Source organism: uncultured Eudoraea sp. (assembly GCF_947258525.1).
GTDB lineage: Bacteria > Bacteroidota > Bacteroidia > Flavobacteriales > Flavobacteriaceae > Eudoraea.
This window is the reverse complement of record NZ_CAMYIP010000067.1, coordinates 1-3,250: the sequence shown is the minus strand read 5'-3', so window position 1 is coordinate 3,250 and position 3,250 is coordinate 1. Positions and strand designations below refer to the sequence as shown.

Below are 3,250 nucleotides of genomic sequence, written 5' to 3'. Positions count from 1 at the left end.
TCAAATAAAACCAGGGTATGAATATATCAGGAACACTATCATTAATTTCGATGCGTTTCTCTACATAGTACCTTTCCATATCCCGATCCATTATTTTTGAATAGGCGTTAGAAAGTTTCGAGTAAATACCATAAAGTTCTTCTTCATTGACCGTTCTGTATTCAATTTCTTTGAGCAAGCGGATGGATTCGACAAGGTCGAATTTCGGGTCACTGTACAATTCTGAAAGGGCATAGAGGGCATCAATATTATTGGGATTGATATCCAGGGCTTTTAGAAGGTACTTTTCGGCCTCGCTGGGAGCCTTAAGTTCTTGGTCAGCATACATGCCTTTCATTAAATAGCCTTCGGATAATTGTGGATCCAGTTGAAGGGCTTTGTCTACCAATCTATTGTATTCAAATAGTGTAGAGTCTTTTAAAATATTGGCCGTATACTTCTCATTGTATTCAATTTTGGCTAAACTCAAATAAGCAGAAGCAAAAACCGAGTCACGTTCAACGGCTAAATTGAAATAGATTTTAGCGTCGCTCAATATCTGTATATTTGCTTCATTTGTGCGAAATTCCTCATCAAAATTCTTTAATATATCTTTCCCCCTGAGATAGTATTCATAGGCAAGTTCATCCCTTGTGGGAATGTTTTCCATTGACTTGTTTATTTCGTCACTTAGGCTTGTTTTTAGTTGGTTTGCCACCTGGTTGGCTATTTGAGCTTGCATGGCGAATAATTCTGGGAGAGAAAATGTGACCTTTTCATTGGTCCAGATCTGCCTTCCATCGTGGGTACTTGTGAGAGCGACCGTCACTTGAATTAGTGAGTCTATCTTCTGAAACGATCCGTCGATGAGATACTCTACTCCTAATTCTTCGCCGAGTTCTGTTGGCAATAATTGGGTGTCTTTGTAAAGGTTCGTGGTACGACTAGGCAGTACGATGAATTCTGGAATTCTGGAGAGGTTATCCAATACGTTTTGCATGATGCCATTGCAATAGAACTCGTCACTATTGTCCGGGCTTAAATTTTGAAAAGGCATAACGGCGATCCCTTTCCGTATAATGGAGTTTTCCGTTTGATCTTGTGAAATCTCCAATCCGGGTACAAGAGTATAGAGTAGTATAAAGATCGCTATGAGCACTAAACTTGCCACAGTCACCGGGATCAACCATTTGGGTCGTTTCTTTTCCGGTGTCTCCCTAAACTTTCCCTTTAATTCACTACGGGGTGGAAGTGTAAATCCGGGATTGGTTATGGCATATACTTCCAGCGGTTCTTTAACATTTTTAAACTCAAAGGCCCCCAGGGAAGAAAGTTCAAATTCCGACTTGTTTTTAATCTGATCCCGAACTGTTTTGGAAAGCAATATGGCGCCGGGAACGCCCATAGATTCAATTCTGGATGCTATATTGACTCCATCTCCAAACACGTTATTTTCAGTAAATACAACTTCTCCCAAATGCATCCCAATCCTGATAGGAAGATTACTTTCTCGAAAATCCTTCTGCAAAGAAATCGCACACTTAACGCCCAATGTTGTACTATCAAATGACAGAATACAGGCATCACCAAAATATTGCACTATTAACCCTTCAAATTTTGATACATTTTGTTCAAGTATTTTTTTAAAAATTTGAAGCAATTTCATGGCTTTTACTTCATCATTTTGCATTAATGAAGTATAGCCGGCAATATCGGCAAAAAGGATGGTATTAAGTTTTCTGTTTTCTTTCATCCAATCATCTTAAGATAATAAATCTCTTTTAATTTATTGAATCTTCGGAGTGTATTGCACCTAACGGTTTGTATAAAAGGGGGTTACACTTTAAAGTTAGTATAATTATTGGAATTAGAACCAACTTCAGCAATTCCACGAGAATTCAACTATTCCTGAGCCCAGTCAAAGCGTGGTCAAATCCGACTACACCAGCTAAGCGAGCTGGCGACATCTAATGGCAGTTTTATGTTGTCCTATTTTTGTTATTTGGAATGTAGAACATACGGAATTGTTGGTTCAAGACAGATCTCTTGATTTAGCAGCAACTAAAACAACTCCGGGACCTTAGTATTGATTATGTGGGTTACCCTCCGTTGTTAGGTATATACCATACATCTTTTTCCAGATCAACACCTCCACCCATTTCTTCCTGAACTACCCGGTCAATAATATAAATGCCTGTTTTAGCCATTTCATCAAAAGTGTCTAAACCGTCATTCGGAAAGTTTACACGTGTTCTATGGATATTAAACTTATCTGAAAATGTCCGCCCAAAAGACGCCTCAACACCTTCTTTACCAAGCATAAAGCCCAAAAGTCCACCCCAGGTAGCAGTAGGATTATCAGAATCCCAACCAGCCAATGCCCCTATCTTAATGGTCTCTTTTATGTCTCCTTCACCATATAAAAGGCTAACGATACTGGCACCAAAATTAATTCCTGCCGCAAAGCAACCATTGCAGAAAATATTTTTCGAAGTTATGGTATAGCCATCTTCCTGGTTCACCTGATAACGCTCATATAAGTCATCCCGGGCTTGCTCCCATGGAATGTTTTCATCATACTTACCTTTCACAAAATCATACATCTTCGCAGCATATGAATCATTAGGCAGGTGCTCCCTGGCCTGATTAGCCATCCAAATTATTTGATCTTTTTTCGAAAGGGTTTTATCAACTTCTGATGCCAGGGAATACATAATAACATAGAATTCTGAGATCCACTGGGCATTTTCCCTGGCTGTGGTTCGTATAGGTAATTCGGCCATTTTTAATGCAATATCCGGTCTCGAAGGGGCAAAAAGGCCAAATATCTCAGTAGTTAATTGCGCATCTATCATCTCATGGTAGTTATCGTAAACACTGTCCTTAGTAATATTCGGATCACTTGTTTCAGGCGGCACTGCGCCATTCAGCATCATATCCAGAGCTTTTTGATTCGCAACCCATAAATAATTCTCTTCTTCATGTTTTATATGCTTCAACCAACCTTCCTTAATTTGCTTTCCGCTTAGCCTGCTCGTCTTATTGGTATACAATAAATGCTGATACATATACTCAATATCCGTATCATCGTCTGCGCCCCATATCTCATCTTCACCCCTGAATACAAAGTCTATGTTTTCTGATAATTCACTGGGAAGGCCTTCACCCCAGATACTTGGCTGGTCTGGTTTTCCCCAATCGTCCCTGGTGTAAAAGGGGCCTGTTTTTATCTCCCCTATGTTTCCAATTTTATCCATTTCGGTTACTAAAC

Annotated in this window: 2 protein-coding genes; both read right to left on the bottom strand. The window is 39.5% G+C overall.

Going from position 1 to position 3,250, the window contains the following annotated elements; translation table 11 throughout:
• A partial coding sequence (locus Q0X89_RS05350; RefSeq protein ID WP_297691880.1) for an adenylate/guanylate cyclase domain-containing protein occupies positions 1 to 1,732 on the bottom strand: 1,732 nt, incomplete at its 3' end.
• 346 nt (positions 1,733 to 2,078) lie between these two features.
• Positions 2,079 to 3,250 (bottom strand): ADP-ribosylglycohydrolase family protein (locus tag Q0X89_RS05345; protein ID WP_297691878.1); only part of this gene is annotated, 1,172 nt, incomplete at its 5' end.